23 protein-coding genes are annotated in these 24,978 nt (G+C 71.5%); 7 read left to right on the top strand and 16 right to left on the bottom strand.

Features of this window, described 5'->3' with window-relative positions; genetic code table 11:
- Positions 1-193 precede the first annotated feature (193 nt).
- Together AB0J87_RS42245 and AB0J87_RS42240 are read left to right on the top strand one after the other, a co-directional pair.
- On the top strand, positions 194-1,423 hold the full coding sequence (locus AB0J87_RS42245) for a cytochrome P450 (RefSeq protein ID WP_363975816.1): 1,230 nt from the start codon (positions 194-196) through the stop codon (positions 1,421-1,423).
- A gap of 9 nt (positions 1,424-1,432) precedes the next feature.
- The gene (locus AB0J87_RS42240) at positions 1,433-2,380 is read left to right on the top strand and encodes an aldo/keto reductase (protein ID WP_363975813.1); all 948 of its coding nucleotides are present in this window, start codon (positions 1,433-1,435) and stop codon (positions 2,378-2,380) included.
- 17 nt (positions 2,381-2,397) lie between these two features.
- On the opposite strand, the gene AB0J87_RS42235 is transcribed toward AB0J87_RS42240, so the two are convergent.
- The 11 genes from AB0J87_RS42235 to AB0J87_RS42185 all read right to left on the bottom strand — a co-directional run bounded on the left by AB0J87_RS42235 (position 2,398) and on the right by AB0J87_RS42185 (position 14,945).
- Positions 2,398-3,240, bottom strand: coding sequence for a hypothetical protein (locus AB0J87_RS42235; protein WP_363975810.1), 843 nt, complete (start codon positions 3,238-3,240; stop codon positions 2,398-2,400).
- Positions 3,241-3,243: 3 nt separating this feature from the next.
- Positions 3,244-3,570 carry a hypothetical protein gene (locus tag AB0J87_RS42230; RefSeq protein ID WP_350735925.1) on the bottom strand — a complete coding sequence of 109 codons (327 nt, stop codon included), beginning with the start codon at positions 3,568-3,570 and terminating at the stop codon, positions 3,244-3,246.
- A 109-nt stretch (positions 3,571-3,679) separates the two neighbouring features.
- Positions 3,680-4,639: a sugar phosphate isomerase/epimerase gene (locus AB0J87_RS42225; protein WP_363975807.1), complete on the bottom strand. Its 960-nt coding sequence runs from the start codon at positions 4,637-4,639 to the stop codon at positions 3,680-3,682.
- Positions 4,636-5,244 carry a nucleoside deaminase gene (locus AB0J87_RS42220; protein ID WP_363975804.1) on the bottom strand — a complete coding sequence of 203 codons (609 nt, stop codon included), beginning with the start codon at positions 5,242-5,244 and terminating at the stop codon, positions 4,636-4,638. Before AB0J87_RS42220 ends, AB0J87_RS42225 begins: the two co-directional genes overlap by 4 nt.
- On the bottom strand, positions 5,241-6,785 hold the full coding sequence (locus AB0J87_RS42215; protein WP_363975801.1) for a GMC oxidoreductase: 1,545 nt from the start codon (positions 6,783-6,785) through the stop codon (positions 5,241-5,243). Before AB0J87_RS42215 ends, AB0J87_RS42220 begins: the two co-directional genes overlap by 4 nt.
- Before the next feature lie 25 nt (positions 6,786-6,810).
- On the bottom strand, positions 6,811-7,950 hold the full coding sequence (locus AB0J87_RS42210; RefSeq protein WP_350735937.1) for an ROK family transcriptional regulator: 1,140 nt from the start codon (positions 7,948-7,950) through the stop codon (positions 6,811-6,813).
- Positions 7,950-9,317, bottom strand: a complete 1,368-nt coding sequence (locus AB0J87_RS42205; protein ID WP_363975798.1) for a carboxylesterase family protein — start codon at positions 9,315-9,317, stop codon at positions 7,950-7,952. Before AB0J87_RS42205 ends, AB0J87_RS42210 begins: the two co-directional genes overlap by 1 nt.
- A gap of 18 nt (positions 9,318-9,335) precedes the next feature.
- On the bottom strand, positions 9,336-10,217 hold the full coding sequence (locus AB0J87_RS42200; protein ID WP_363975795.1) for a carbohydrate ABC transporter permease: 882 nt from the start codon (positions 10,215-10,217) through the stop codon (positions 9,336-9,338).
- Positions 10,214-11,113, bottom strand: coding sequence for a sugar ABC transporter permease (locus AB0J87_RS42195; RefSeq protein ID WP_350735945.1), 900 nt, complete (start codon positions 11,111-11,113; stop codon positions 10,214-10,216). The genes AB0J87_RS42200 and AB0J87_RS42195 overlap by 4 nt, the downstream gene beginning before the upstream one ends.
- A 7-nt stretch (positions 11,114-11,120) precedes the next feature.
- The gene (locus AB0J87_RS42190) at positions 11,121-12,434 is read right to left on the bottom strand and encodes an extracellular solute-binding protein (protein ID WP_363975791.1); all 1,314 of its coding nucleotides are present in this window, start codon (positions 12,432-12,434) and stop codon (positions 11,121-11,123) included.
- Between the two features lie 288 nt (positions 12,435-12,722).
- Positions 12,723-14,945 (bottom strand): BTAD domain-containing putative transcriptional regulator, encoded by a 2,223-nt coding sequence (locus AB0J87_RS42185; RefSeq protein WP_363975788.1) that lies wholly within the window; start codon positions 14,943-14,945, stop codon positions 12,723-12,725.
- A gap of 158 nt (positions 14,946-15,103) precedes the next feature.
- On the opposite strand from AB0J87_RS42185, the gene AB0J87_RS42180 reads away from it, so the two are divergent.
- Positions 15,104-15,547, top strand: coding sequence for an XRE family transcriptional regulator (locus tag AB0J87_RS42180; protein WP_363975785.1), 444 nt, complete (start codon positions 15,104-15,106; stop codon positions 15,545-15,547).
- Here AB0J87_RS42180 and AB0J87_RS42175 read toward each other — a convergent pair.
- From AB0J87_RS42175 to AB0J87_RS42165, 3 genes are all read right to left on the bottom strand, one after another.
- Complete coding sequence (locus AB0J87_RS42175; protein WP_363975782.1) at positions 15,498-16,691, bottom strand: MAB_1171c family putative transporter; 1,194 nt, start codon at positions 16,689-16,691, stop codon at positions 15,498-15,500. The genes AB0J87_RS42180 and AB0J87_RS42175 overlap by 50 nt on opposite strands.
- A complete protein-coding gene (locus AB0J87_RS42170) occupies positions 16,684-17,211 on the bottom strand; it encodes a hypothetical protein (protein WP_363975779.1) in 528 nt (175 codons plus the stop codon). The genes AB0J87_RS42175 and AB0J87_RS42170 overlap by 8 nt, the downstream gene beginning before the upstream one ends.
- Positions 17,212-17,522: 311 nt before the next feature.
- Positions 17,523-18,830 (bottom strand): hypothetical protein, encoded by a 1,308-nt coding sequence (locus AB0J87_RS42165; RefSeq protein WP_363975776.1) that lies wholly within the window; start codon positions 18,828-18,830, stop codon positions 17,523-17,525.
- Between the two features lie 184 nt (positions 18,831-19,014).
- Between AB0J87_RS42165 and AB0J87_RS42160 the strand changes: the two genes are divergently transcribed.
- The 3 genes from AB0J87_RS42160 to AB0J87_RS42150 all read left to right on the top strand — a co-directional run bounded on the left by AB0J87_RS42160 (position 19,015) and on the right by AB0J87_RS42150 (position 20,710).
- Positions 19,015-19,512 (top strand): hypothetical protein, encoded by a 498-nt coding sequence (locus AB0J87_RS42160; protein WP_363975773.1) that lies wholly within the window; start codon positions 19,015-19,017, stop codon positions 19,510-19,512.
- 458 nt (positions 19,513-19,970) lie between these two features.
- A complete protein-coding gene (locus AB0J87_RS42155; RefSeq protein WP_363975770.1) occupies positions 19,971-20,534 on the top strand; it encodes a hypothetical protein in 564 nt (187 codons plus the stop codon).
- Positions 20,531-20,710, top strand: a complete 180-nt coding sequence (locus AB0J87_RS42150; RefSeq protein ID WP_363975767.1) for a hypothetical protein — start codon at positions 20,531-20,533, stop codon at positions 20,708-20,710. Before AB0J87_RS42155 ends, AB0J87_RS42150 begins: the two co-directional genes overlap by 4 nt.
- 257 nt (positions 20,711-20,967) lie before the next feature.
- Here the strand turns inward: AB0J87_RS42150 and AB0J87_RS42145 are convergent, their stop codons facing one another.
- Complete coding sequence (locus AB0J87_RS42145; RefSeq protein WP_363975764.1) at positions 20,968-22,164, bottom strand: MFS transporter; 1,197 nt, start codon at positions 22,162-22,164, stop codon at positions 20,968-20,970.
- Positions 22,165-22,233: 69 nt separating this feature from the next.
- Here AB0J87_RS42145 and AB0J87_RS42140 point away from each other — a divergent pair, with 69 nt between their 5' ends.
- Positions 22,234-22,716: a MarR family transcriptional regulator gene (locus AB0J87_RS42140; protein ID WP_363975762.1), complete on the top strand. Its 483-nt coding sequence runs from the start codon at positions 22,234-22,236 to the stop codon at positions 22,714-22,716.
- 52 nt (positions 22,717-22,768) lie between these two features.
- Here the strand turns inward: AB0J87_RS42140 and AB0J87_RS42135 are convergent, their stop codons facing one another.
- Entirely contained in the window at positions 22,769-24,940 is a 2,172-nt protein-coding gene (locus AB0J87_RS42135) for a discoidin domain-containing protein (RefSeq protein WP_363975759.1), read from the bottom strand.
- Between the last annotated feature and the right edge of the window lie 38 nt (positions 24,941-24,978).

Below are 24,978 nucleotides of genomic sequence, written 5' to 3'. Positions count from 1 at the left end.
ACTACAGACCGGCGATACTCACGGCGGTTCGCAACGTGAGTGTTGACAGATGTGCCTCCGGGCGGTCAGCGCCGATGCTAATCGGATGATCCATAAATGACTAGTGGTGTCATTTTTCGGACTCACCATGCATAATCATCAGCGCCGATGATCAACGGCGTGCCGGGCCGGCGCGCAGGTGGGAGGTTGCCGGATGAGTGATGGTCGGAAGGCCCAGCCGTTGGAGACCGACCGGCCCAATCCCTTCGACCCGCCCGTCGAGCTGCGGAAGCGAGCCCCGCTCAGCCGGCTCGCCTATCCTGACGGGCACGTGGGCTGGGTGGCGACCGGGTACGCCGTCACCCGCGCCATCCTGGCGGACCCACGCTTCAGCACCCGGCGCGAGCTGCTGCACCAGCCGGTCGGCCGCGAGCGCGCGCAGCAGCGGCCGACGCCGGCCGAGCCGGGGATCTTCCCCCACATGGACCCACCCGAACACACCCGGTACCGCCGCCTGCTGAGCCGCCATTTCGGCCCTCGCCGCGTCGCCGAGCTGGCGCCCGCGATCCGGCGGTACACCGCGCAGGCGCTCGACGCCATGGCGGCCGCCGGGCCGCCCGCCGACCTCGTCGCGTCGTTCGCCGTTCCGGTTCCGGCGCTGGTCATCTGCGAGCTGCTCGGCGTCCCCGCGCAGGATCGGCACGTGATCCAGGCGGCCACGGGAGTGATGAACGACCTGGACTCCACACCGGGCCAGACCGCCGAGGCCGTGATGTCGATCACGGAGACGGTACGCGGCCTCCTCAAGAGCCTGCGCGCCGGATCAGCCTCGCCGGACGACGGGCTGCTGGCGCACGCCGTGGCGACCGGCGGCCTGAGCGACGACGAACTCACCAACCTCGGGATGGTGCTGCTGGCCACCGGCCATCTGCCCACGTCGAGCATGCTCGCGCTCGCGACCTTCGTCCTGCTGGCGGACCCGGCCCGGCGAGCCCGCCTGGCCGCGGACCCGGAGCTCGCCGAACCGGCGGTCGAGGAGCTCCTGCGGTACCTGTCGATCCTCCAGTTCGACGTACGGCGCACCGCGCTGACGGACGTCGAGCTCGGCGGCCAGGTCATCGCGGCCGGCGAGACCGTGGTGCTGGCACTGCCGGTCGCGAACCGGGACCCGGAACGCTTCCCCGACCCGGACACCCTGGACCTGGCCCGCTCCGCGACCGGGCATCTGGCCTTCGGGCACGGCATCCACCAGTGCCTCGGCCAGCATCTCGCCCGGGCCGAGCTCCGCATCGCGCTGACCGCGCTCTTCGAGCGCTTTCCCGACCTGCGCCTGGCCGTTCCGGCGGCCGAGGTGCCGACCCGCGACCGCATGGCGGTGTACGGGGTGGACCGCCTGCCGGTGACCTGGGGCGCCGCCCCGGCGGACCGTTCGAGCGAAGGGTGACTTCGGATCATGCGTTACAGGACCTTGGGCGATTCCGGCCTGCGAGTGTCGGTGGTCGGTCTGGGCTGCAACAACATCGGCTCGCGGATCGACGTGACCCGTACCAGGGAGGTGGTGGACGCGGCGATCGAGGAGGGCGTGACGCTCTTCGACACCGCCGAGGCGTACGGCGCGGTGCACGGCGCCTCCGAGGAGATCCTCGGCGAGGTGCTGGCCGGCCGGCGGGACCAGGTGGTGCTGGCCACCAAGTTCGGCAGACCTGGCGACCAGGGTGCGGCGTGCGGAACGCTGGGCGGCCGGTCGTACATCCGGCGCGCGGTGGAGGGGTCGCTGCGCCGCCTGCGTACCGACTACATCGACCTCTACCAGTACCACTTCCCCGACGGCGTCACCCCGATCGAGGAGACGCTGGAGGCCCTGACCGAGCTCGTGCGCGAGGGCAAGGTCCGCTACGTCGGCAGCTCCAACTTCGCCGGCTGGCAGATCGCCGAGGCCGCGCACGTGGCCCGCGCGAGGGGATGCGCACCGTTCGTGTCGGCGCAGAACCACTGGTCGTTGCTGGAGCGCGGCGCCGAACGCGAAGTGGTGCCGGCGGCCCTGCACTACGGGGTCGGCGTGCTGCCGTACTTCCCGCTGGCCCACGGGCTGTTGACGGGGAAGGTGCGGCGCGGGCACGAGCCGCCGGCCGGGAGCCGGCTCGCGGAGCGTCCCCACCTCGTCACGCCGGAGAAGCTGGACCGGGTGGAGGCGCTGACGTCCTGGGCCGACAAGCACGACCGGTCCCTCCTGGACGTGGCCATCGGCGCGCTGGCCGCGCTGCCCGGCTGCGGCTCGGTGATCGCCGGTGCGACCGCCCCGGAGCAGGTCCGGGCCAACGCGGCCGCCGGCGACTGGGAACCGACCACCGAGGAACTCGCCGAGATCACCGGGCTGATGCCGCTCCTCGCGGCGGCTTGACGGCGCGAGCCCTCGAATCAAGGCGTCATTTTCGCCAAGCTCGCGATCTCCTGGCCCGACCCGCCGTCCACGGCCACCCGCCCCGCCGCGACGAGCCCGTCCAGCACCCGCGAGAACTCGAACAGCTGCAGCCCCGACAACGCCTGAAGCTTGCGCAGCTCGGACGTGCCGTTGGCGCGGAGCACGTCCAGCAGCACCTGCTCGGCGGGCGGCGCCTGCTCGAAGGCGGGCCGCAACGACTCCACCAGCTCCCGCAGGACCTTCTCACCGATCAGCGCCTGCAACGACAGACCCAGCACGTACGACTTGACCTGCTCGGGAAGGGTGGCCTCCCGTCCCGAGCGCAGGGACGCGATCCGATCCTCGACCACCTTGACCTCGGCGGGCGTGAAGTTCTGCAGCGCCGCCACCGCGTAATGGAACAGCGCGTCCGCGCCCCGCTCGAACGGGAACCCGCCCATGATCTCGCCGACCCCCTTGGACCGGATCCTGGCCCGCCCCCGATCCACCGCCCGGTCGGCGGCCGACAGGATCACCGTGAGCACCGCGCTCGGCCCGACCCCGATCACCTGGTTGCCCGCCGTGACGTTGAACAGCGAGCTGCGGAACAGCGCCCCCGACCCGAACCCCGCCGCCAGCACCTGCGTGAACGTGACGCTCTCCCCCGTGGCGCCGAAGGTCCACCCGAACTGCGTGACCGTCCACAGCGCCGCCGCCGCGCCGCCCGCGTTGACGGCGACGTAGAAGGCCGCCGGCACCGACCACAGCGCCCCGGCGGGGTTGTCGCGATACCGCGACACCAGCTCGGCCAGCGCGACGAGCGCGCCGATGAGGACGACCGCGAGAAAGGGCGCCCACATGGCTCACACCTCGCGATACAGGTGGACGACCTCGTCGCCGGGAGGCCCCTTGACCGTCACCAACCCTTCTTCCGTCAGCTCGGCCAGCACCGCCGTGAACTGCAGGAACGACAGCCCAGCCCGGTCCTGCAGGTCCGCGATGCGCATCTGGCCGCCGGCGTCGACCAGCGCCCGGACGGTCTCGTGGGTGCGGGGCGAGCCGAGGGCACGGCGGAACGCGGAGCCCCCGCCGTCCTCACCCGTGGCCCTCGACAGGTCGTGCACCGAGCTGTCGCCCCGGCGTGGAGGCGGAGGGACGTTCGACGGTCCCGGAAGGCGCTCAGACGACATGGGAACCCTTCTGTCAGCCTGCGCTCACCTTGCGACAGCCGGTAGCCGGTGTCAATGTCGGCTCGACCACCCGTTGTCATTCCTGCGGTCGGCCGGCTCGACGCCCAGGTCAGGCCGGAGACGGCCGTGTCCTGGCCGCGCGCACGACGGCCGTCCCGGCCCGGAGCGCGGCGACGGGGTCGGCCGCCTCGTCCAGCTCGATGAGCACGATGCCGGCGCCGGGTGTGCGGGCCATCTCCTCGGCCCACCCGCGCCAGTCCACGATGCCCGTTCCCAGCTCGGTCATGTAGGGCTGCTGCTGGGCGAAGACGGTTTCGTCGATGGTGAGCTCGACGTCGATGGGCTTGACCGCGTCCTTCCAGTGCGCCAGCGCGATGCGCTGGGCGTGGCGGCGCGCGACGGCGACGGGGTCGCCGCCCCCGAGCGCGATGTGGCAGGAGTCGGGGCAGAGCCACACGTAGCGGGGATCGGTCAACGCCATGAACAGGTCGATGTCCCTCTCGTACCAGAGGGTGCTGTTGGACTCGGTGTGGAAGGCGAGCTTCACACCGTGCCGGGCGACGGCCTCGCCGGCCACGTGGGCGATGTCGGCCATCCGGGTCATGTACGCGGCGTCGACGAAGAAGGGCGGGCGCGTCCCGAACGTCTGGCGCATGGGCAGCCCGGCGACGAGGAGTTCCGCGCCCACGTCGGCGAGGAAGGCGGCGTGCCGCTCGGCGTCGGCGACGATCGCGGGCAGGTTGTCGCCGTCCCGCCAGTCGGGTGCTTCGCTCGCGGCCATGAAGGCGCTCACGACGGACAGGCCGCGAGCCTGGAGTTCGCGGCGGAACGACGGCGCGTCGCCGAAGGCCCGCAGGGCCGAGTCGATGTCGCCGGGCGCGAAGGTCAGCTCGATGCCGCTGACACCGGCCTCGGCCAGCGCGTCCAGCACCCGCTCCCAGAACCGGTCGGGGTTCTTGAGTGCCCATTCGCGGAAGGCGTCGGCCGAGTCGAGTCCCCAGAACCCCGGGTGGTAGAAGGTGATGATGTCGGTGGCGAAGCGGGGTTCGGAGGTGGTCCCCAGCGTCATTCGGTGCCTCCGCGGGCGTTGTAGACGGTGACGCCGCCGCTGTCGACGGCCTTGCGGTAGTCGCGGAACACGGCCAGCGCCTCGTCCCGGAGCACGTCCCGGGTGACCCGGATGCCGCGTGCCTCGAACTGCTCGGCCCAGTCCGCGCCGAGCGGGCCCTCGTCGAACGTGGTGATCTCCTCCAGTTCGGGGCCCTCGCCGGCGACCACGAGGCCGCGGATCCCGGACCACATGGCCGCGCCGTAACACTGGATGCACGGACGCCAGTTCACGACCAGCTCGTGTGCGGGCGACCCGTCGCCGCCGAGGTCCCAGCCGCCGACCGCCCGCTGGGCGAGTCCGAGCGCGACGACCTCGGCGTGCGCGCTGGAGACGCCGGAGGCGAGCACGACGTTCACGCCGACCGAGACGATCCGGCCGGACTCCGGCTCGGCGACGATCGCGGCGAACGGGCCGCCGTTGCCCTCGCGCCAGTTGCGGTCGGCGAGGCGGTGCACGAGGCGCATCCGGTCGTCGCGGCCGGGGACGAGGGCGGGCACGGCGGCCAGTTCGTCGTCGATCCACGCGGGCAGCGCAACGCGGTATTCCTTGGCGATGTCGATCACGATCGTGCTTCCTCTCGGTGTGCGGCCGGCGCCGCGTGTCGTCCTGCGACGGCGCGAGCGGCCCGCACCGCGGTAACCGCGCCGGTCAGAGTGACATTGGCGGCCATCGCGGTGGGGATCACACCGTTGCCCGCAACGTACAGGTTGTCGAAGCCCCACACCCGGCCATCCGGGTCGCACACGCTCGTGCCGTCGTCGGCCAGACCGGCGCGGACCGTGCCGGTCTGGTGCAGCGACGAGCCGGGCGGCAGCAGCGCGCGCTCGGTCGCGGGATCGAACGAGCCGAACTCCTCGGCGATCGACCGGACCTCGTCGAGCGCGCGGCCGATCAGCGCGCGGTCGGCGTCGGAGTAGCCGAACTCGACGGTGATCCGGGGCATTCCGGCGAGGTCGGTCCGGGTCTCCGAGAACACGAGCCGGTTCTCGGGGCGGGACTCGACGGGGGCGTACAGTCCCAGGCCCACGGAGTACGCGAGGGCGTCGCCGCCTTCGTCCACGTACGTGCGGTTCATGATCTGTCCGTGGAACGGCTGTGCCGCTCCGTTCTGGGGCAGCCAGAGCGAGTCCGTGCTGAACTCGCCGGGGCGCGGCAGGGGCAGGTCGCCGCGGCCGAGGCCGTACCGGTCGAGGTCGAGGAGCACCCGGGCGGTGATGAACGCGTGCTCGTTGAGGTAGCGGCCCAGCGCCGCGGGCCGGATGCCCGAGGCGAACAACAGCTGCGGAGTGCGCAGCGCGTCGGCGCACACCACCACGGCGTCCGCCAGGAGCTCCCACTCGGCACCGTCGGCGACGCGGCGCAGCCGGGCCCCGGTGACCCGCCCGCCGGAGACGAGGAGCGTCGTGGCCAGCGTGCCGGTCGCCAGGGTGAATCCCGGGTCCCCGCCCGCCGCGATCGGGGGGAAGATCGTCCCCGGGGCCGTGCGCGGCATGGGACCCGACGCCGTCGCGGTGACGGCCATGGGCATCGGCTGCGGTCGCCGGTCCCCCGGTCCGACGCCGTCGAAGCGCCGGCGCAGGACGTCGAGCACCGTCCGGCCGACCTCGGTCGGGCCGATCGCGGACGGCGTGACGGCGAGCACCCGGCGGGCGGTGTCCAGGTCCGCCGCCCATCGGTCCGGGTCGCCGAAGTCGAACACCTCGGCTCCGGCGGGCCATGGCGTCGCGGCGGTCCAGTGCACGCCCATGCCGCCCGCGTTCCACGCGAGCGCGGTCGCCGGCATCGCCTCGGCGTCCTCGCCGAAGGCGAGCGCGTGGAACATGCCGGGCGTCAGGTCGGCTAGGCCGCCCGCGACCTCGCGCACCACCTCGGCGCCCGTGTACATGCCCTGGATGCCGGTGGCGACCCGGTCGTTGTAGCGCGACCAGAGGACCGGGTCGTCGAGGTCGTGCAGGTGCAGGCCGGGGGCCTCCCCGATCGCGTTGCCGCCGTCGACCATCGTGATGTCCAGCGCGGGATCGGCCTCGCGCAGCAGCCGGGCCACGACGGATCCCATGATGCCGCTGCCCACGATGAGGACATCGGTGCAGGGGGTGTCGGTCACAGTGAGACTCCAAGCTCGTGCCGGATCATTGACTCGGGGTGAGTGGGCCGAACAGTTCGGTGTCCATCCGGTCGAGGGCCAGCTTGACCGCGCCGACGAGCGGCGCGTCGCGGCCCAGGCCGGTGGCGCGCAACTCGACCGCGGGGGCGCGAGCGTCGCGCATCGCCGCGCGCACCCGGGGCAGCAGCACGTCGGCCGCGTCCTCCAGGCCGCCGCCGAGCACGATGAGCGACGGTGCGATGGTCCACGACAAGGTGGTGAGGATCGAGGCGATGTTCTCCACGAATTCGTCGACCTCCGCCAGCGCGGTCGCGTCACCGGCCCGAGCGGCGTCGAAGCGGCCGAGAGCGACGCTGCGTTCGGCCGGTTCCGGTGAGGTCAGCCAGGCCACCGGGCGGTTCTCGATGGAGCCGGTCGGTATCGACCGCGCTTCGACGATCTCACCCGCGGCGCCGTCCAGACCGCGGTGCACGGCTCCGCGGATGAGGATGCCGAGGCCCGCCCGGTTCCCGAGGATCGCCCATACGACGTTGTCGTGGTCGTTGGCGACGCCCCGCCAGCGCTCCGCGAGCGCGCCGAGGTTGGTGTCGTTGTCCGCGAACCAGGGGATCCGGATGCGTTGCCTGAGCTGTTCGGGTAGGTGCACGCCTTCCCAGCGCGTCGTGTGGACCAGGCGCCGGACGACCCCGTCGTCGTCGATCGCGCCGCCGCTGGCCACCGCGCCGGCGCGCAGCCGGTCCGCCGACCCGCCCGCGTCGTCGAGCGCCGCCAGCACCAGCGCCGCCGTGTCGTCGAGGGTGGCCTGCGGATCCTGGTAGGAGCGCAGCAGCCGGTGCGCCCGGCCGACGATGCGGCCGCGCACGTCGGCGATGACCGCGGACACGTCGGAGGTGGTGACGCAGACGGCCGCCAGCAGCGCGTGTTCGGCCCGCAGCTCGTAGCGGCGGGCGGGGCGCCCGGCGTAGCCGCTGGTCGGCACGCGGTCCAGCTCGGTCACCCAGCCCGCCTCGACGAGCGAGTCCAGGATGAGCTCGATGGTACGGCGGGACAGCCCGGTCTGCTCGGCGAGCTCGGCCAGCGTGATCGGCCCGGCCGACACGGCCAGCGCCCGGAGGGTGACCGAGGTGTTGACCCGCCGGACGGCGCTCTGGTTCATCCCGGGCATCAGCACCCCTCCACCGCCCGTACGACGGGGTCGTACACGCCGGTGGTGTCGGCCGCGAGGGCCGCTCCGGGCCGGCCGTATTCGCGCGCCGGATCGCCGGGCCCGCCGGTCGCCCGCGCCCAGGCCGGCTCCCGGCCATGCACGAACCCGGCCAGATCGGCGTGCATCAGCGCGGCCAGGTCGGCGGGCGGGTTCGGTCCGAGCGCCTGGGGGACGCCGGGCGCGTCGAGCACGTCGAAGAAGAACGGCAGGTCGGCGCAGTGCGCGGCACCGCCGAGCACGGGAGACGGCCATTCGAAGGAGTACAGCCAGGTCCCGGCGGCGGCCTGGCGGCGGGCGGCCGCCGTGCGCGCGCAGGCGGAGCGGAACAGGGCGTCCGTCACGCGGGTGCCCGCCGCGCGGGCGGCGGCTCTCGCCTCCTGCTCGGCGCCGCCGTCGAACTCGTCGGCCGTCGCGCCGAGCAGCACGGGCACGTCGTGCCCATGGGCGGCGAGCCCGTCGGCGACGGGCACCGGCAGGAGGTCGTCGCCGACGCACGGCCCGAGCACGAGCCCGCCGCCGCCTTCGTCCCGCAGGTCGATGACCGCCTGCTGGATCTGCTCCACGGTACGGCTGCCGAATCCGGTGGCCGTCGGCGGGACGCCGAGCCTGCGCCCGAGCCGTTCGAGGAGGTCGCGGGCGGCGTCCGCGTCTCCGCCGAAGAGGCCGCCGGACAGGCTGACCGCGCGGTGGAAGCGGCCTCTGCCCGCGGGTGAGGAGAGCAGCGCGAGCACCGCCGCGCCCCCGGCCGACTGGCCGGCGACGGTGACCCGGTCGGGATCGCCGCCGAAAGCGGCGATGTTCTCCCGCACCCAGTCCAGGGCGAGCAGCAGGTCGAGCAGCGCGAGGTTCGGCCGAACGCCGTCCAGCGGGGCGAATCCGTCGACGCCCAGCCGGTAGCCGACGGTGACGCAGACGACGCCGTCGCGGGCGAAGGCGCGGCCGTCGTACCACGGGCTGGCCGGGCTCCCGGCCAGGAAACCGCCGCCGTGGATCCACACCATGACGGGGAGGGGCCCGCGGTCGTCGTCTGGGGCCGGGGTGACGATGCCGAGGTTCAGCACGTCGTCGCCCGGGATCGACGGCTCCGGGATGGTCGTCGTGGCGAACAGCGGCACGCGCTGCGAGGTGGCGCCGTGCCGGGACGCGTCGAACGGCTCCGGGAACCGGCCACGCGGGACCGGCGGGGCGAACCGCCGCACTCCGGTGGGTGCTTCGGCGTAGGGGATGCCGAGGAAGCGCCTTACCTGGCCGGCGCGGCGGCCGATGATCGTGCCCGCGGGGGCATGAACGGTGACCGGCTCGCCGGGCGCGTCGTATGAGTCCATCCGATCATCCAACACGGCTCACCGCATCCCCGTTCCGGCGACGCCCTGAACGAAGTAGCGCTGCAGGAACAGGAAGAGCACCAGCACGGGCAGCATCACGACGATCGCACCCGCGAGGAGCAGCCCGTAGTCGGTGACGTGCGACGCGGCCTGGCTGGTGGCGGCGAGGCCGACCGGGAGCGTGTAGCTGGACATGCTCTGAGCGACGATGAGCGGCCAGATGAAGTTGTTCCAGGAGGCGAGGAACGACATGATCGTGATCGTCGCGACGGCGGGGCCGGCCAGCGGCAGGAAGATCCGGAAGAAGATCCGGAACTCGCCGGCGCCGTCGATGCGGGCCGCTTCGAGCAGTTCGCCGGGGATCGACATCGCGTACTGCCGCATGATGAAGACCGACATCGGCATCGCCACGCCGGGCAGCGCGATGCCGGCGAGGGTGTCCGCCAGACCCAGGTCGACAGTGATCACGAACTGCGTGACGAACACCGCGGTGAACGGCACCATCATCGCGGCCATGACGGCGCCGAAGGCGAGCCGCTTGCCCGCGAAGTCGAGCTTGGCGAGCGCGTAGCCGGCGGCCGACGCGGCCACGATATTGCCCGCCACCACGATGATCGCGACCACGATGCTGTTGACCATGTACCCGCCGAATCCCTCGGTGGCGAACAGCCGGGTGAAGTTGCCGAGGGTGACGTGGGCCGGGAGCCAGGCGCCGGGGTCGGAGCGGATCTCGTCGAGGCTGCGCAGCGAGCCGCTGATCACCCAGACGAACGGAAGCATGGTGAGCAGCGCGCACAGCACCAGCGCGCCGTACAGCAGGGGCCGGGTGACGGACCGGCGGCGCACGGCGACCCGGGCGCTGATCATTTCGGTGTCCCGCACCGTGGCGATGGTGCTCATGCGCGGGGCCTCAGCAGCCGGAACTGGACGACGCTCACCAGCATCACGAGGACGAGCATCACGAAGGACGCGGCCGAGGACGTCCCGAGCGCCCCCGACCCGAACTGGTGGTAGGTGTACAGCGCCACCGATTCGGTGGAGCCCAGCGGGCCGCCGTTCGTCAGCAGGTACGGCTCGTCGAACACCTGGAGGTAGAAGACGGTCAGCAGCACCGACACCATGAGCGTGGTGGGCAGCAGCAGCGGCAGGGTGATGTTCCTCAGCTGCCGCCACCGGCCGGCCCCGTCGAGGGCGGCGGCCTCGTACACGTCCTGCGGGACCGCCTGCAGGCCCGCGAGGAACAGCACCATCGCGGTGCCGAAGTTGCGCCAGATCCCGAGCAGGATGACCACGGGCATGGCCAGATTCGGGTCGTCCAGCCAGTTCGGTCCGGCGAATCCGACCGCGCCGAGCACCTTGTTGACGGTGCCGCCGGCGTTGAAGGCGTACTGCCAGATCAGCGCGACGGCCACGATGTTCGTGACGACCGGTGCGAAGAAGACGACGCGGAACACGCCGCGCAGCCGCCGGATGCCGGTGTTGAGCGCGAAGGCCAGGGCGAACCCGATCCCCATGGTCAGCGGCACGCCGACCACCACGAAGAGCGCGGTGTTGAGGATGTCCCGCAGGAAGCTCTCGTCCTGGAACAGGCGGAGATAGTTCTCCAGGCCGGTGAAGTCGACGGCGAACGGATCGCGCAGATCCGTGCCCCGCAGGTCGGTGAGGCTGAACCCGAGCGCGGCGACGGTGGGGACAGCCGTGTAGAGCAGGAACACGATGGCGAACGGCGCGAGGAACAGCCAGGCGACACCCGTCCGGCGGGAGCCCCGGGGCCGGCGTGCGACGGTGGTGGTCATGTGCGCCTCACCGCGTACCCGTGCCGAGGCTCTCGGCGTACGCCTGGACGCTCGCGGCGGCCTGCTCGGCGGTGCCCTTGCCCTTGGCCACTGCTTCCATCTCCTTCCCCAGCCGGGTCGCGACCTGCTGCCAGGTGCTCACCTGCGGGAACGTCCGGGTGTTCTTCAGCTGGGTCAGGAAGGCGCCGAGGAGCGGCTGGCCCTTGATGGCGGGGTCCTCCCAGGCGGACATGACGGCGGGCAGCGAGCTGTACGCCTTGTACTGCGCGACCTGGGTGCCCGGCTGCGAGAGGTGCCGGACGAGCTTCCACGACGCGGCCGCGTTGCCGCTGGTGGCGAGCACGCCCCAGCTGCCGCCCGCGGAGAAGGAGGTGCCGCCCGACGGCCCGGCCGGCAGCGGTGCGGTCGCGACGTGGGACGCCGTCCAGCCGGGCTTCTTCGCGGCGGTGTCGAGCTGACCGATGACCCACGGGCCCGTGATCATGGCGGCGGTCTTGCCGTCGACGAAGTACGGCTGCGAGTCGAGGAACGTGGGCCCGCTGGGGTCGGCGACGCCCGAGGTGAAGAACGACGCGTTGTACTTGAGCGCGTCGGCCATCGCCGGCGTGTCGAGCGTCCACTTGCCGTCGGAGGAGAGCAGCGAGCCGCCCGCCTGCCAGGCGTACATGGCGACGTCCTGGCCGTTGAAGATGTCCCAGCCGATGTCGGCTCCGAGGCCGTGCCCGGCGCCGGCGCCCTGGAGCGCCTTCAGGAACGGCACCATGCCGTCCCACGTGGCCGGTGCCTTGGCACCCGCCTTCTCCGCCAGGTCGGAGCGGTAGACGAGCGCGTACGTGTAGGCGTACCAGGGCACCGTGTAGGCGACGTTCTTGGCCACGCCCGCGTCCCAGAGGCTCTTGAAGAAGCCGCCGGAATCGACGAGGCCGTCCGGCACGGGCCGGAGGATCGACGGATCGAGGAACTGCGCCTGCGACTCGGGGAAGAACTGGGCGACATCGGGCCCCTTGCCCGCCGCGATCGCCGACTGGAGTTTGGTGTAGTACTCGGCGTTCGGGATCAGCGTGAACTTCACGGTGACATCCGGGTTCGCGGCCTTGAACGGCTCGATGACCTTGTCGAGCACGTCGGCGTCGCCTTGGGCGGCCCAGACGTTGATGGTGCCGGTGGCCGGGGAGGCGTCGATGGGCTTGGCGGTGCCGGTCGCGGCGGCGTCGGTCGCGGCGGCGTCGTCACTGCGTCCGCAGCCTGCCAGGGAGAGGGTGAGGCTGAGAGCTATGCCGGCGGTCAGCCTTAGGGCACCGCGTCGGGAGAGGTTGGACACTCGGGGCTCCTGTCACACGAAGGCGCTGATCACAGTGGGGGGATTTCCGGCGAAAGTAGCTTTTTTAATCAGAGGGGCCGGATGGCGCCTATGCAGCTGTTCAGGACGGTAGGTAGGGCGTGTTTCGGCCGTGCAGCGGACCCGTCACGGAACAATTTCGGAACTTGTAGCAAAATAGGTTGATCACGCATGGTGGCGGCCGTCTTCCACTCGCCTGCCTGGTCGATCAGGGTCGGCGATCAGCCACGGGCGCCGGAATCACGCTGAGTGACGTTCGGGGCGAGGCGATCAGCCCAGCGACGCCTTGTCCGGCATGAGGACGCGCGACGCGACGGCGAGGTGGGCTCTGGAGGACAGGGGGACGCCGAGGCCGGCCCGTTCGGCCGCCGGATGCTGGAGCACGTGCGCGGCCACCCGGCGGATCTGACGCACCTGGTCCCATCGGCCGCGGTCCAGCATCAGGTGGGAGAAGGATGAGGCCAGGCCGATCGTGAGGCCGTCGTCGCCGCTCTCGGCCGCCTGCCGGACCACCGCCACCAGGTTGGGCGCCTCGGCGTCGGCCCATTCCCGGGCGGCCCGGGGGCCGGCCAGCTGCGATCCGGCGTGGACAGCCGCCAGGGGAGCGACGGCGACCGGCCACTCGGGATGCGGGTTGAGCAACCGGACGGCCCGGCGGGCGGTGGCCAGAAAGTGATGCAGGACCCGCCGCACGGCCTGCAGGGCGTCGGGGCCACGGGCTGCCGCGCGTTCGCGGGCGAACAGGCGTGCCAGGTGGTGCATCCGGTACCTGCCGGGCTCATGGGTCTGGAGGAGCCGGACGTCGGCGAGGAGTTCGAGCAACTCCCAGGCGCGTTCGGCGGGCAGGCCGGCCAGGGCGGCGACGGTGTCGGTGCCGAGGTCGGCGCCGTCGAACAGGCCGAGCAGGTCGAACACCCGCGTGGCCGCCGCACCGTGGCGCTCGGTCTGTAGCTGCTGGTAGCTGGTGGTGAAGGTGGCCCGGATGGCACGATCGCCCGCGCTCAGCTCGTTCATGCGCCGGTGCTGGGCGGCGAGCCGGTCGGCCAGGACCGAGATCGGCCAGGCCGGGCGTGAGACGAGCCTGGTGGCGGCGATGTGCACCGCGAGCGGCAGGCCGCCGCAGTGCCGCACCACCTGGGCGGCGGCCTGCGGCTCCGCGGCCAGGCGCGCCCCGCCGACCAGCCGTTCGAGCAACTCGTACGACTCCTCAGGAGAGAAGACGTCCAGCTGGACGTGCTCGGCGCCGTCGAGGTCGGCGAGCAGCCGCCTGCTGGTGAGCAGCACGCGGCAACCGGCGCCGCCGGGCAGCAGATCGCGCACCTGGGCGACGTCGCGCACGTTGTCCAGCAGGAAGAGCATGCGCCGGCCGGCGGTCAGCGAGCGCAGCAGCCGGGCGGCCTCCCCCGGCTCCGCGGACACGGCGGCCGGCACGACGCCGAGGGAGCGGAGCAGCCGCCGGAGAGCCTGCGCCGGCTCCAGCGGAGGGACGTCGGAGGTGGAGCCGTTGAGGTCCAGGTACAGCTGCCCGTCGGGAAAACCGGCCGCGAGCCGGTGCGCGACGTGCAGGGCCAGCGCCGACTTGCCGATGCCGCCCGGCCCCGAGATGGCGGCCACCGTCGCGCGCCCGTCGCGCAGCGAGTCGAGCAGCGCCTGCGCCTGGTGGTGCCGCCCGGTGAAAGTCGCCACCTTCGCCGGCAGCTCCGCCGGTACGGGCACATGAGCGACGGCCACCTGCTCGCGATCCCCTGGCAGATCCCCGCCGAGCCGGGGTACGTCCTGGCTCAGGACCTGCGCGTGCGCCTGCCGGATCCCCTGCCCCGGCTCCAGCCCGAGCTCGTCCCGCAGTGTCACCCGCAGTCCCTCGTACACCTCCAGGGCCTCCGCCTGGCGACCGGCCTGGTAGAGCGCGATCATGAGCTGACCGCTGAGCCGCTCGCTCATCGGGGAGGCCACGACCGCCGCCTTGAGGCGGCTGATGATCGCCGGCCCCTCCCCCGCCCGCAGGGCGAGCTCGAACCATCGTTCCTGCGCGTGCCGGTGCTCCTCCTCCAGCGCGGCGACCTCGTCACGATGAAGGGCGTCCGAGTCGACGTTCGCCAGCGCGGGCCCCCGCCACAGCGCCAGCGCCTGGGTGAGCAGGCTCTTCTCGGCGGCGCCGTCCCGCCGCCCCCGGGCGACCAGATCACGGAAGTTGATCAGGTCCAGCGAATCCTCGTCGGCGCGAAGGAGATAACCACCTCCGCTGCTCTCGATCAGGTCCTTGGAGAGGGTACGCCGAAGCCTGGTCAGATGCGTGTGCAGTGCCCCGCGAGGGTCATCGGGGGTGTCGTCCCCCCACATCCGCTCGATCAGACCGTCGGCGACCACGGGCTGATTGGGATACAGCAGCAGGGTCGCCAGCGCGATCCGCTGCATTCCGGAAAGCAGCCGGATCGGCGCCCCACCGTCCCTCACCACTTCCAGCGGCCCCAGAACCCGGAACCGGACAACCATCAGCTCCCCCAACCCCGTTGGACTGATGTGGATGGCAAGTCCCCGTCCGATCCACACCAGTCAAGACGGTGTCAGTTAAACTCAACCCCTGCGCCACTGTCAACGGTGGTGAAGATCGCCGTGGTTACGTCCACAGCAGTCAAGCGAGTAGGTGGACAATGGAGAGCTCCAGCGCAGAAGAGCCCGCATCGCAACGGAGCCTGGCCGAGAAGCTGGAATACCTGTTCCGCACGGTCCGGGAGCCCGGCCGCCGGGAATACAGCAACGAGGAGGTCGCCGCCGCCATCGCGCGGGACCAGGACGTGAGCATCTCCGCCTCCTACATCTGGTATCTGCGGACCGGCCAGCGGGACAACCCGACCCTCAAGCACCTCACCGCGCTGGCCACCTTCTTCGGAGTGCCCCCCGCCTACTTCTTCGACGAGCGGATCCGCGACGAGGTGGAGGGCGAGCTCGCCCTGGTCGTCGCGCTGAGGGACGCCGGGGTCCGGGATGTCGCGTTGCGCGCGTCCGGGCTGTCGGTGGAAAGCCTGGACACGATCACCGAGGTGATCAAGCGCGTACGGACGCTGGAAGGGCTTCCCCCGCGCGACGAGTCGTGATCCGGCGATAGGCGCGGGCCGTCAGGACGAGCCTGCGGATCTCCTCTGCCATGCCGGCATCAGGGCCGAGATCAGGCATCACCGGCGGTTCCTGCCCGGTCACGTGGCCGCGTTCGCGCGCTTCCAGCGCGGCGGCGAGCGCGGCGGCCTCGGCCGCGGCATCGAGCCGCGGCCCGGTCAGCCCCGCCGCCATGGCTCGTTCCCGCGCCGCCCGCGCGACCTCGCCGTCCCAGTAGGCCCGCAGCGCCAGCCGTCCGTCGAGGATCTCGATGACGCACCGGTAGAGCCGCAGATCGACGGGGGCACGGCGGGTGGCCGGCAACCTCAGCACGATGTCCGGCATGACCTCGTAGAACGCCTTCCAGAGCGGAAGAAGCGCGCGATAGGTCCGATAACGGCTCCACCACAGTCCCGCGGCGCCGATCCGCGGGCCCCAGCCGTACGCGGTGAGCCCCGCGACGAACAGGGCCAGCACCAGGCCGGCGAGCGTGGTGGAAACCGGCCCCTCCGGCCACGGCGGCTTGTTCCCGAAGCGCGTCATGAGGGCGTAGGCGGCTTTGTGCGCCGCGAACGCGAAGCCCGCCGAACTCGCCCCGGCCCACAACCACAGCCCGGCCCGGAGGAACCCCGCCGTGGCGCGGCGGGTGAACCGGAGCGAAAGCCGGAAGATGTCCGCCATCACCACGGCGACGAAGCCCAGGAAGGTCAGCAGGTATTCGGTGACGAACGGCCACGTGGCGTACGCGGCGACGAAGTCCTCCGCGGCGTCACCCGGCGACGCCGCCGCGAACAAGACGATCATCGCAGTCAGGAAGACCGCCATGACCACCGCGCGTACCCGGACGTTGGCCGCCGTCCGGCCGGGCGGCGAGGCCAGATGGACGACGAGCAGCTGCGTCGAGAAGGCGGCCAGCACGACCAGGCTGTGCTGGACCAGCCGGACCAGGCTCGGGGACCCGGCGAACAAGGGGATGCGCTGGTACAGCGGCGGCAGCCCGACCGTCAACGCCAACGCGAGGAACAGCAGCGCCGCGCAGAGTGCGAGGCGCCCGAGGTCGTTCGGCCTGCGGCGCAGGTCGATGAGCTTGTAGCCGACGCCGATCCACGCCAGCGCGATCACGGCGAGGTGGAAGGCCCTAAGCATGGTCGTCTCCCCCGAGCACGGCCTTCAGTTTCGCCAGCACCCCGGAAGGATCGTCGATGATGTCCGGGCCCCGCACGGGAACGACCTGGAAATCGGCCCGCAGCAGCACGAGCGTGGCGAACAGCTCGGCCTCCTGCTCGTCCACGTCGTCATACTTGCCCCGGCACAGCAGCCGCCGCACGACCTTCGGATCCAGGTTCGGCGCCAGCAGGCGCGCGGTGAGGTCGTCCAGGTCCGCGACGCCCGAATGGCCGAACACCAGATGGCCGATCTCGTGCAGGATGATGTGCTCGCGATGCACCGAGCCGGCGGATTCCTCGAAGAAGATGTAGTCGGCGGTCTTCGCGGACACCCACAGGCCGGAGGGGTTCGACGGCCGCGAGGACAGCGGGAGAAGGCGGATCGGCCGGTCGCGCTCCCTGGCCAGGTCCTCGCACAGTGCGACGACATTCAACGGCGACGAGATCCGCAGGCGCCGAATCTGTTGCTCACAACGGTCTCGCACGCGGGCCAGATCCATGGTCTCCTTCTTGACCGGTTCAACCGCACGACGTTATCCGGGCTTGTCAAAGATTCTGCTCCGTACGGCGCGGGGTCGCGCACCGGCACGACCGCGGAGTGATCTCCTCGTTCATCACCACGCCCGCTCCCTTCACCAGGAGCGCAGGAGGCGTTGGCTGTGTCGCTGACATTTCGCCGGGCTCCGGCTCGACTTCACCGCCTGGGACACGGCCCACCCGTACATGATCGGCATCCCGCAGGCGCCGCGTTCTTGGCCGGCGCCCTGTCCCGATGGGCCAGAAGACCTTGAAGGGGTCGGGAGGCCGGGCATCAGCCTGCCGTCAGGGTCTGGGCGGGTCCGCCGATGTACTGCCAGGTGCCGGAGCCGGCGGACCAGCGCAGGATCCGCGAGCGGTCCTCGGTCAGGACGTACACCGCCTCCCGGCCGACCGCCACTTCCGCGCCCGTCGGGCCGATGTCCTGCCAGCTCTGGCTCACGGCGGCGGTCGACGAGTCCGCGAGGACGCGCAGCCGTACGCGCGAGGGGTCGGTGGAGAAGAGCCCGGCGGGTCCTCCGTAGAGCTCTGCCGCCGGGCCTGCCGCGTAGATCCAGGGCGGCCAGGGTGGCGATGTCTCCTCCGAGAGCCAGCGGTTCACTATGGCGCGTTCCGGGGTGAGGCCGTACAGGTCACGGTCGGTGAGCGCGAACGAGGCTCCCGCCGTCCCGATCCACTCCCAGTCGAAGGGGCCTGAGTATCGGAAGATCCGGCCGTCCTTCGGATCGGTCGCGAACAGGCCCGGCTCGCCGCCGTACAACCGCGCTGCCGGGCCGCCGACGCTGGTCCACGACGTGCCCTGCCCGTTCCACACGTCGACGGACTGGCGGTCGGCGGCCAGCCGGAAGATGTGCGCGCCGCTGATCGCGAAATCGCCGCCCGGCTCACTGATCAGCGACCAGCGGCCGGGGCGGCCTTCATACCGGTAGAGCCGATCGTCGATCCCGGTCGCGAACAGGCCGGCGGGCCCGGAGTAGAGGCGCTTGGCACCGTCTCCGATCCTGGTCCACCCGGCCGCGTCCGCGCCGTCCCAGCGGAAGATGCCGGCGCCGTCCGGCCCCACGGCGAACACGGCGTCCCCGCGTGGAGGACCCCATCCGACCAGCAGGACGATCAGCGTGAGGACCGCGATCGCGGTGCCACCGCCGGCGAGCAGGAGGGGACGTGGACGCCGCCTTCCCGCAGGCGCCGCCCCGGGGTTCGCAGCCGCTGGTTCCGGCGCGGCCGCCGGTTCGAGAGCCGCTGGTTCCGGTGCGATCGCCGGTTCGAGGGCCGCCGGGGCGGGCTCGTGGCGGGCCGCCTCAAGGGCCGCCGCGTGCAGCCGGGCGGCGGTCTCCAGGTGAACGTGGCGGGTGCGTTCGTCCGGCGTGTGGTCCTGGACCAGCCGCTTCAGCAACTCCAAGGGGATGATCTTCTGGCCTGAACGGTACTCGCCCCAGAGCGTCTTGCCCACGTGATACCGCGCGGCGAGCTCGCGGACGGTCATCCCGACGGTGAGCGTCAGCAGGAACTCCGCCAGCGCGTTCGCCTGCTGCGTGCTGCCACGGGGGCCGCCCTGGGGCCTGCCCGCCTTGCGGTTCATCGCGGCCGTCCCCTCCCCCGCATCCTCCGCCGATGATCAAGTCAACAGAACGCATTGTCCGCGGACAACTCATTGTCCGGATTTCGCATCGGCTGCTTCCGGACAAACGCCGGACCCGCCAGCCTCGAAGACGCCGGGTGATCACCATCCGCCGCTGTCCTGCCGACCCCGAGTGAGGAAATCCATGACCGGTAACGTCATCACGCGATTCGCCTCGGCGACCCTGCTCGCCACCGCACTCGCCGGGTTACCGGCGCCCGCCGGCGCCGCGAGCGGCTCCACCCCCGAGCAGGTGTGCGGCAGCGGTTTCCGCAGGGTGGCGCTGGGCACCATGCCGGTGACCGACCAGACGAACACCGTCCGGGGCCAGGTCCACCTGCTCTACAACGCGTCCACCGGGGAGCACTGCGTCGTCACCAGCAAGTCCGATTTCGTGGGCACGCCCACCAACACCACGGCGACCCTCCTCGTGAAGAACATCGCCTTCGCCGGCCCCCTCAAATACGAGGATTCGGGAAACTTCAAATACTACGCGGGGCCGGTGAAGGCGAATGCCCACGGCAAGTGCGTCAGGTTCCAGGGGACGATCAGCTCTCCCGGATCCGCGATCCGAGCCTCCGGCGGTTGGGGATCGTTCGGCGACTGCGGCAGGCGGCCCAATCGTCAACGAGGCATCCGTTAGTGGCCATGAACGGCCGGGCCGCCTCGGTCGCATCCGGCCCGGCCCGCACTTCGTCCCTGTACGGGGGCGACGAAGGCGGTCGAGAGCGCCTCATCGTGCGCCGACGCGCCGGGGCCCGGGCATGACGAACCTGAACACCCGCCGCCAGGGTCCCTCTCGATCGGGCCGTCAGCGCGGCGTATCGTCGGCGGCATGGCGACCGACCAGGGCAGGTGGCGCTGTCCGCCGCCGGGCCGTCTCCTGTCGAACCGGACGACTACCTCGCGGAGCGGCGCATGAATACCCCTGAGCCGCCACAGATTCCTCCGGGGCCCGTCCCGGGACCCAGACCGCCGGCCACCGGGCCTGGTTCGCCGCATTCGGCGCGGGCCGCCCGTCCGCCTGCCGAGGCCTTCGTCGTCCGGATCAAGGCGGGCACCGTCGCGCGCAAGGGCAGGGGAAGATGGCTGGTCTGGGTCGTGACGATCTTCGTCGCGCTCGGGATCTGGTACGTGGCAGAGCCTTGGTTCTCCTCATCACCGCAGCCTCCGGACGACCGGCTGACCGAGTCCCTGGACGAAGACGGCGGGTTCGCCCTGCTGCAGGTCGTCGCGTACCTCCTGTTCGGCCTGATCGTCGTTGCCCTGCTGTTCGCCCTCCATGCCCTGTGGATGTTCCTGTTCGAGCTGGTCATGCCGCGCCGCCTGCGCATCTCGGCCGAGGGCATCGACCTCGTCCGTGGTCTGCGTCGGGTTCGCCTCGCCTGGCCGCGCATCGCCTCCGTGGAGATCGTCCCCGTCACCGGTTCCAAGCCCCGCCCCGCCCTGGTCCTGCGCCCGGTGTTCGACTACACCGCCCCTGATCCCTTCGCCGGGCAGCGCCTGTCGTGGACCACCGCCCGCTCCCCGTGGCGCGACAAGGCCACCGACACCATCGGCCTGTGCTGCCTGGACGAACTCAACACCACTCCCGGCCACCTCGACGCCGCCCTGCGCCACTTCGCACCCCGGCTGCCGCCGGCCTTCGTGAGGGTGACGCGGTGATCTCTTTTCACGGCGCCGAGCCGTCGGTCCTGCACAGCACCGAGGCGCTGGTCCTGGAGCCGGAGGTCACGATCGTGGTCGGCCGGGAGGGCGGGCCTCAGCCGATCACCTTCGCCACCGGGGCGGGCGGCGTACCCGAGCACGTCCGGGAGCGGCGGGAGGTCGTGCGCCGCTGATCAGCTGCCCAGCGTGTCGAGGCTCTTCAGCGAGAGGTTGCGGCGCCCTCGCGTCGCGGTCCGGGGCCTGCTGGGTGAGCCGGACGCCCAGCGAGGTGCGGCGGCGCCAGGGGGGCCACCTGGAGCTTGGTGAAGATGCTGGAGATGTGGTTGGCGGCCGTTGGCGTGGCCGTCGTACGCCCGTTCGGGCCGTGGCGGCGGACCGTCGGCCGTGACCGCACCCTCGTGTCCTGCCGCCAGAGCGACTCTTTCGGATCTCAACCCCGACGGACGGTCACGTGATCACCCGCTTCGGACGTTCTGGGGCGGCGGCGGGGAATGGTGGCGATCGCGGCCAGGTTCGCCATGGCGACGGCTATGGCACCGGTCAGCAGCAGCCCCCGCGTGCCGGCCACCCCCGCCAGCGGCGCCGCCATGGCCAGCCCGAACGGCCGGGTCGCGAACGAGATGAGCTGGTCGAACGACCGTACTCGGCCCAGCGCCGCTTCGGGGATCTCGTCGGCGATCACGGTCTCCCACAGCGGGCTGAGCACGCCGAGCCCGAACATCGCCACGAAGTACGCCCCCGCGATCACCCACGCGCTCGCCGGCAGCGCCAGGGCCGCCATCGGCAGCACGTACAGTGCCGCACCCACCTGCACGGCCACCAGCGGCCGCCGGATGGGCAGCCTCGGCGCCGCGAACACCCCCGCGACCAGCCCCACCGTGCCGCATTGCACGATCAGCACCCAACTGGCCTCACCGCCCAGCTCCTTGACCGCCGCCAGCGGGCCGAGCGTGAGGAACAGCCCGGCCATGAAGTGCCAGACCCCGTGGGCCAGGACCGTCGTCAGGAACCACGGCCGCCGCCGTACTTCGCCCCATCCCTCTCTCAGGTCGTTGAGAAACGTGGCGTTCTGGGCACTGGGGCGCTTGGCCGTACGTACTCCGCCCAGGGTGAGCGCCGAGCAGGCGAACAGCGCGGCCGTGAGCAGCGCGGCCCAGCCGGGGCCGGCCAGCAGCACCACGCCGCCCGCCAGGGCGGGAGCCAGCACGGCGGCCAGGCTGGTCGCGACGCCGAGCCGGGCGTTCACGCGTAGCCGCTCCGGCCCGGGCACCGCGGCCGCCACCAGCCTCGGCACCGCCGGCAGCCCGAACGCGACCGCGACTCCCGCCAGCACGGCCAGCACAGCCAGGTGAGGCACACTGGCGGCACCGGTCAGCAACTCGATCGCGATGGCGGCCTGCGTCAGGCCGCGCACCAGGTCGGTGACCAGCGCCAGTCGCTCGGGTCTGACCCTGTCGGCCACCACCCCGCCCACCGGCAGGAACACCAGCAACGGAATCGCCTCACACGCCAGCACCATGCCGACGGCCCCGGCATCACCGGTGGCACGCAGCACAGCGAGGGTGATCGTGGTCGGGATCAACGCGGTGGCCAGGGCGGACACGGCCCGGCCGATCAGCAGTCTCATGGTCCGCCAGATTATTTCGCCAGCTAATATTTCGTCAACTAAATACTTGCCGGCGTATCGTTGTCGTCTGTGGACTCAGTGGATCGTCATCTCGCCCGGTGGCGGGGCAAGGCGCCGTACGACGAGCGGGTCGAGGCGGTCGTGACGCGGATGCAGTTCCTCGTCAAGCACCTGCGCCAGACGAAGGAGGCAGCGCTGGCGCAGGTGGGGATGCAGGACTTCGAGTTCGAGACGCTGCACCGGCTGGTCGCCCATGGCGGGGCCGCGACGCCGTCCGAACTGGCGGTCGAGCTGATGCTCTCGCCCGCCGGGATGACCGGGCGGCTCGACACGCTGGAGAAGTCCGGGCTGGTACGGCGGCTGCGCAGCGCGGAGGACCGGCGGCGGGTGGACGTGGAGCTGACCGACAAGGGCCACGAGCTGTGGCTGGAGGCCATGCGGATCCGGGCGGAGGTGGAGGCGGAGATGGTCTATGTGCTGGACGCGCAGGAGCAGGAGACGCTGGACGGGCTGCTCAGCCGCCTCTTGGAGAACGTGGAGTCGAATCGCTGACCCGCACTTCCCCGCGACGTGCCGGGCCACCCCGCCCGGCACGTCGCGCGGGTCACGGATAGGTGGTGACCGTCGAGGGGATGGTGTCGGGTCCGTAGGCCGGGGCGCCCGTGTCGTTGATGACGTGGTTGTACCGCCCCTTGCCGCCGAGGGAGACGACCAGGAGGCTGTGGAACTTCACGCCCGCCTTCACCGGGACCTCGAAGCCGTGGTCCACCTGGATGGTGGGGTCGCTGGTGAACACGCAGTAGCTGCCCAGGCCCCAGCCCTCGTGGGTGTTCACGGAGGGGGCGACCTTGTAGGCGGCCCAGCCCTTGACGCTCCCGTTCATGTACGCCGCCTGGTTCGGCGGGTCGTACGGCAGCTCGTTCTGGAAGAAGATCGTCCGTCCGCGCTCGCCGGACCACTCCACGTTGTACTTCTTGAAGTGCTCCACGAACAGCCCGGTGGCCAGCACGTCGTCGCCGTACACGCGAAGGCCGTAGTCGGCGGCGTTGACGTCCCAGCCGACGCCGTCGCCGTGGTCGGCCCGCCAGATCCAGGTGTGGTCGATGACCGTGTCGTCGGCGTACACCACCACACTGGTCGTCGCCTTCCCGGCGAACTGCCCGCCGATCCGGGCGAACACGTCCTGCACGGTGATCGGATTCGCCGAGTGGTCGGTGTGGACGCCCTGGCGGCCGATCTCCAGGAGCGTCGGCGAGTTGACCGGGCCGGCGTCGATCAGGAAGCCGGACAGCTTCACCCCGTCCACGTCCGCCACCCGCATGGCGGTGACGCCGTTGTCCGGCACCAGTGTCGCCAGGCCGAGGCCCATGACGATGGTGTCCGGCCTGGTCACCTCGACGGTCTGGTCGAGGTGGTAGATGCCGGGCGTGAACAGCAGGTGCAGCCCCTGCGCGACCGCCTGGTTGAGCGTGGCGGCGCCGACCCCGGGCTTGGCCACGTAGAACTGCGTGAGCGGGACCGACGTGCCGGGGGTCGGGCCGTTCGCCCAGGTCGTGCCGCGGGCGTTCGTGCGCTTGCCGGGGACGAACACGGCGGGGTCGTTCCCGTTCAGGTAGAGGTACGGCTTCTCGCGGCTCACCGGGGTGGTGTCGAGCGTGGTGTAGCGCGGCTCGGGGAAGCTGATGGCGGGCGCGCCCTGCACGCCGGAGAACACCATGTTCCACACGCTGTTGGACCAGCCGCCGATCGAACTGTCCCGGGTGTACCACTGCTGCTGGGAGTACGACCCGACAGTGCCGTCGATCTTGCTGTCGGCGATGTAACCGCCGGACGCCCAGCCGTACCCGGACGGCGCGAGGTTGAGCCCGCCGCGGATGTGCATGCGGCGGAACGGCGCGGCCTGCGCGACCGCCCACCGGTTGGTGCCGTCGTACGGCGTGACCGCGAGGTTCTCGGTGGAGCGCCAGAAGTTCTGGGTGGCGTTGCCGTTGAACCAGCCCGCGTCCACGCTCACGCCCTTGACGGTGACGTCGTCGGGGTTGCGCCCGAGGCCGTGCACGGAGGTGTAGAAGCCGGTGTTGACGTTGACGTCGTAGCTCCCGGGCTTGAACAGCAAGGCGTACCGGCCGGTGCCGAACTGGGCGGCCTCCTGCTGCTTGAAGATCTGATCGATCTGTCCCTGGATGGTCGCCGACGGCATGGACGGGTCGAAGACCTTGACGTTCGGGCCGAGGTCGCCGCCGCCGGGCAGCTGCGTGCCGCCGCCCGTCACGTGCACGGCCACCTCCCACAGCGAGTACCCGTAACCGGTGCCGCGGGCGGTGCCGTTGATCCGCAGGTAGCGGCCCCAGCCGGTGACCTCGTAGGAGGCGTTGCCGCCGGTGCCGCCGGTCACCGTCTTCAGCACGCTCCAGGTGGTGCCGTCGGCGGACGCCTGGATGGTGAAGTCCTTGCCGTAGGCGGCCTCCCACGACAGATCGACCTTGCAGATGTCGCGCACCGCGCCCAGATCGACCTGGATCCACTGCGGGTCGCTGAACGCGCTCGACCAGCGGGTTCCGGAGGCGCCGTCGAAGGCCGCCGAGGCGGGGGTGCCGGCGCCCTCGATCGACGAGGCGGTGGCCGGCCTGTTCAGCGCGGCGTTGGCGGACTGGCAGTCGGCGAGGGCGGTCGCGCCTTGGGAGATCGAGGAGGCGGACGCGGGCGTGACCACCGCGGGCGTGACCAGCAGGGCGGCCAGGATCGCGAGCCCGGCCGGGTTTGACCTGTGTCTCATGTCCTTCGCTTTCATCGGGGGTGGTGGAGCGGGTCACC

Source organism: Nonomuraea sp. NPDC049625 (assembly GCF_040675285.1).
Classification (GTDB): Bacteria; Actinomycetota; Actinomycetes; order Streptosporangiales; family Streptosporangiaceae; genus Nonomuraea; species Nonomuraea angiospora_A.
Note: the sequence above shows the minus strand (reverse complement) of the source record. Positions and strands in the feature narration are given on the sequence as shown.

What these genes read in the sequence shown, in the direction of transcription:
- AB0J87_RS42210 (WP_350735937.1), bottom strand. Translation starts at nt 7,950, where the DNA reads ATGCCCGGGATGAACCAGAGCGCCGTCCGGCGGGTCAACACCTCGGTC.
- AB0J87_RS42205 (WP_363975798.1), bottom strand. Translation starts at nt 9,317, where the DNA reads ATGGACTCATACGACGCGCCCGGCGAGCCGGTCACCGTTCATGCCCCC.
- AB0J87_RS42135 (WP_363975759.1), bottom strand. Translation starts at nt 24,940, where the DNA reads ATGAGACACAGGTCAAACCCGGCCGGGCTCGCGATCCTGGCCGCCCTG.
- AB0J87_RS42195 (WP_350735945.1), bottom strand. Translation starts at nt 11,113, where the DNA reads ATGACCACCACCGTCGCACGCCGGCCCCGGGGCTCCCGCCGGACGGGT.
- AB0J87_RS42225 (WP_363975807.1), bottom strand. Translation starts at nt 4,639, where the DNA reads ATGACGCTGGGGACCACCTCCGAACCCCGCTTCGCCACCGACATCATC.
- AB0J87_RS42145 (WP_363975764.1), bottom strand. Translation starts at nt 22,164, where the DNA reads ATGAGACTGCTGATCGGCCGGGCCGTGTCCGCCCTGGCCACCGCGTTG.
- AB0J87_RS42180 (WP_363975785.1), top strand. Translation starts at nt 15,104, where the DNA reads ATGGAGAGCTCCAGCGCAGAAGAGCCCGCATCGCAACGGAGCCTGGCC.
- AB0J87_RS42165 (WP_363975776.1), bottom strand. Translation starts at nt 18,830, where the DNA reads ATGAACCGCAAGGCGGGCAGGCCCCAGGGCGGCCCCCGTGGCAGCACG.
- AB0J87_RS42175 (WP_363975782.1), bottom strand. Translation starts at nt 16,691, where the DNA reads ATGCTTAGGGCCTTCCACCTCGCCGTGATCGCGCTGGCGTGGATCGGC.
- AB0J87_RS42230 (WP_350735925.1), bottom strand. Translation starts at nt 3,570, where the DNA reads ATGTCGTCTGAGCGCCTTCCGGGACCGTCGAACGTCCCTCCGCCTCCA.
- AB0J87_RS42235 (WP_363975810.1), bottom strand. Translation starts at nt 3,240, where the DNA reads ATGTGGGCGCCCTTTCTCGCGGTCGTCCTCATCGGCGCGCTCGTCGCG.
- AB0J87_RS42185 (WP_363975788.1), bottom strand. Translation starts at nt 14,945, where the DNA reads ATGGTTGTCCGGTTCCGGGTTCTGGGGCCGCTGGAAGTGGTGAGGGAC.
- AB0J87_RS42245 (WP_363975816.1), top strand. Translation starts at nt 194, where the DNA reads ATGAGTGATGGTCGGAAGGCCCAGCCGTTGGAGACCGACCGGCCCAAT.
- AB0J87_RS42200 (WP_363975795.1), bottom strand. Translation starts at nt 10,217, where the DNA reads ATGAGCACCATCGCCACGGTGCGGGACACCGAAATGATCAGCGCCCGG.
- AB0J87_RS42240 (WP_363975813.1), top strand. Translation starts at nt 1,433, where the DNA reads ATGCGTTACAGGACCTTGGGCGATTCCGGCCTGCGAGTGTCGGTGGTC.
- AB0J87_RS42170 (WP_363975779.1), bottom strand. Translation starts at nt 17,211, where the DNA reads ATGGATCTGGCCCGCGTGCGAGACCGTTGTGAGCAACAGATTCGGCGC.
- AB0J87_RS42160 (WP_363975773.1), top strand. Translation starts at nt 19,015, where the DNA reads ATGACCGGTAACGTCATCACGCGATTCGCCTCGGCGACCCTGCTCGCC.